This window comes from Sphingobium scionense, from assembly GCF_014197035.1.
Classification (GTDB): domain Bacteria; phylum Pseudomonadota; class Alphaproteobacteria; order Sphingomonadales; family Sphingomonadaceae; genus Sphingobium; species Sphingobium scionense.
Genome location: NZ_JACIEU010000070.1, coordinates 1,217 through 3,924, shown reverse-complemented (window position 1 = coordinate 3,924; position 2,708 = coordinate 1,217). Strand labels below are relative to the sequence as shown.

Sequence of the window (2,708 nt, the reverse complement as noted above, 5' to 3'; positions counted from 1 at the left end):
CGGAACGCGCTATAGGCCTCGGTTCGGTCGCCCGCCCTCGCCCGCCGCGCAAACAGAAAGGTTGCGAGCCCCGCGCCGACCAGGATGGTCAGCGTGCCCGCCAGTTCCAGGCCGATCACCGCGAGCCGGAAGAAGGCGCTCAGCCAGTCGGCCTCAATGGTGATCATACCAGCCTCGCTTGCGGATATTGTTGAAGCTGTCGGTAGCGTGACAGGCATAGCATTGGTCGACGCGCGCCTTCGACCCGGCTGCGCGCTGCGAGACCATGCTGAAATGCTCCATGAAGTGACTGGGCGGCGCCTTGTGGCACTCGGCGCACTGCGTCGAATTGACCGATGGATGGCGGTAATTGGCGATCTTCCAGCTGTCGGTCTTGTGACAGCTCGCGCAGTCGGTGCCGAACAGGCCCTGGTGCGGATCGCGGAACGCATGGCAGCTCGCGCAATTGAGCGCGGTCTCGGGGGTCAGGCTTCGAGTGTTTGTCGACATGCCCGCCAAAGGCTGCCGCCACTTTGCCATGTCGAGCAAGGCGGCGTGATCCATGCGGATGATGCCGCGCTCTCCCTCATGTTCGACGTGGCAGGAGGTGCACTGCGTCGCTTTCGCGTGGAACTGCGTCGACTGCTTCGTCCCGAAATCCGTGCCCGCATGGCAGGTGAGACAGGTCCGGGTTTCGACGCCCTTGCCCGGCGTGTGGCAGGCCGTGCATTGGCCGGCGAAGGACTGGTGGGCGCTCGAGAGCGGGCCGGGCGCTACGAGCTGCGCCACCAGGCCGGCATCCCTCGGCGCGTCCGATCGCATCCGGATCGCGACCGCGGCGACCATCACCAGCAGGGCCGCGATGAAGACGGCGTAGGAAAGACGCTGCCAGCTCATAGCCAGCGCAGCCCGTAATAGATCGCCGCGCCGACGTGGAGCGCGAGCAGCGCGAAGATGAGACAGCCCAGCAGGATGTGCAGGAACCGCCATCGCGCGAACAGGGTGTTGGTCGCCTCTTCGGCGCGGATCGCGAATTCGGTATCGGCCAGCGCCGCGGCGATCCCCGCCTTGTCCTGGGGGTGCTGGCCCGCGGGCGCATCCCCGGCGACGAACAGATAGCGCCTCCAGCCCGACAGCGGCGCGGCTGCGGTATCGGCCTGCGTCGGCGCGGCCGGCTCCTCGAGGAAGGCGGCGCGAAGCGAAGCCAGTTCCGACCTGCGTCCGCGCAGCGCCCGACCAAGCTGGGCAAGCAGGTAGCGGCCGATGAAGCCGGTGATGACCGTCATCAGCAGAAGGATGGTCAGAAGCAGTCCGACCGGGCTTTCGAGCTTGTGCGCGGCGTGGACCAGACCCAGGATCGGCGCCAGCACGCCGGCATAGATGTGGATGGCGAGCAGGGTCGGCTTGCTGACGAGCCGGGAGAGCGCCTTGTCGACCCAGGCGATATGCTTGGCCGCGACATAGGGAAGCGTCAGCAGCATCAGCACGAGCGCTGCGATCCCGATGATCCCGCCGGCCAGGCTGCCCGGAAAGCGCGGTGACACATGCACGAGGTAGCCGAACGGGAACAGCAGCAGGAACGCGACCAGCAGGCCGACGGCGATGTCGCTGCGTTCGCGCATCAGGCTTCGACCACGAGCGGCGTGCCCGTGCCCTTCGCCTGGCACGCGAGCACATAGCCCTGCGCCTTGTCGGCGGGCGCGAGGCCGGACTCGACCTCCATCGTCACCTCGCCCTGCAGCAGCTTGACGACGCAGGCGCCGCATGTGCCCGCACGGCAGGCATAGGGGATCTCGACGCCCGCGCCCTCGGCCGCCTCGAGCACGGTCTCGTCCGCGGGCAAAGCCGCCGACACCCCCGACACGGAGAAGGTCACCGTGCTCGGTGCCACCTCGGCGCTCGGGGCCGGCTTAGCTGCTGGCGCGGGCGCGGGCTTGACCTCGAGATCCTCGTGGTCGGCCGGCAGCGAGGCCGGACCGAACGCCTCGGTGTGCAGCTGCGCTTCGGGGACGCCGAGTTCCGCCAGCACGCCGCGCATCGCGCCCATCATCGCCGGCGGGCCGCACATATGGATCCGCCGGCTCGCGATCTCCGGCACCGCGGCCAGGATCATCTCGCGGGTGATCGGCCCTTCGGGGCCCATCCAGACGGTGCCGGGCGCGCGCTGCATCGCGGCGACGACATGGAGGTTGGGAAAACGGCGTTCGAGCCGTTCGAGCTCGTCGCGGAACACGAATTCCTCGGTCGACCGTGCGCCGTAGAAGAAGAAGATATCACCCTTCCACGCGGTGTCGGTGAGATAGCGCAGCACCGACATCATCGGGGTGATGCCGACCCCGCCCGCGATCAGCACGATGCTCTGGGCATCCGTTCCCGTGAAGGTGAAGGCGCCGAACGGTCCGCTGACCTTCAGCAGATCGTCGGCGACGACCTTGTCGTGCAGGTATCGCGAGACCACGCCCTGCTCCTCGCGCTTGACCGTCAGTTCGACATAGGCCCGCTGGGTCGGCGAAGAGGCGATCGTGTAGGAACGGCGCGCGGTCTTGCCCGCTTCGGGCTCTACCTCGACCTGCAGGAACTGGCCCGGCAGGAAGTCGAACGGCAGCCGGTCGGCGGCCGGGTCCGCGAGCCGGAAGGTCAGCACGCTCGGCGTCTCTCGCACGATCTGGACCACGCGCAGCTGCCCCGCCCAGCTTTTGGGCTTGCGCAGCGAAGCTCCCGCGGGCGCG

Annotated in this window: 3 protein-coding genes; all 3 read right to left on the bottom strand. The window is 68.2% G+C overall.

Features of this window, described 5'->3' with window-relative positions; genetic code table 11:
* Positions 1-153: 153 nt before the first annotated feature.
* Positions 154-876, bottom strand: a complete 723-nt coding sequence (locus GGQ90_RS28560; RefSeq protein ID WP_004212662.1) for a hypothetical protein — start codon at positions 874-876, stop codon at positions 154-156.
* Entirely contained in the window at positions 873-1,601 is a 729-nt protein-coding gene (locus GGQ90_RS28555; RefSeq protein ID WP_017503491.1) for a hypothetical protein, read from the bottom strand. The genes GGQ90_RS28560 and GGQ90_RS28555 overlap by 4 nt, the downstream gene beginning before the upstream one ends.
* A partial coding sequence (locus tag GGQ90_RS29590) for a 2Fe-2S iron-sulfur cluster-binding protein (RefSeq protein ID WP_246428511.1) occupies positions 1,601-2,708 on the bottom strand: 1,108 nt, incomplete at its 5' end. The genes GGQ90_RS29590 and GGQ90_RS28555, both read right to left, overlap by 1 nt.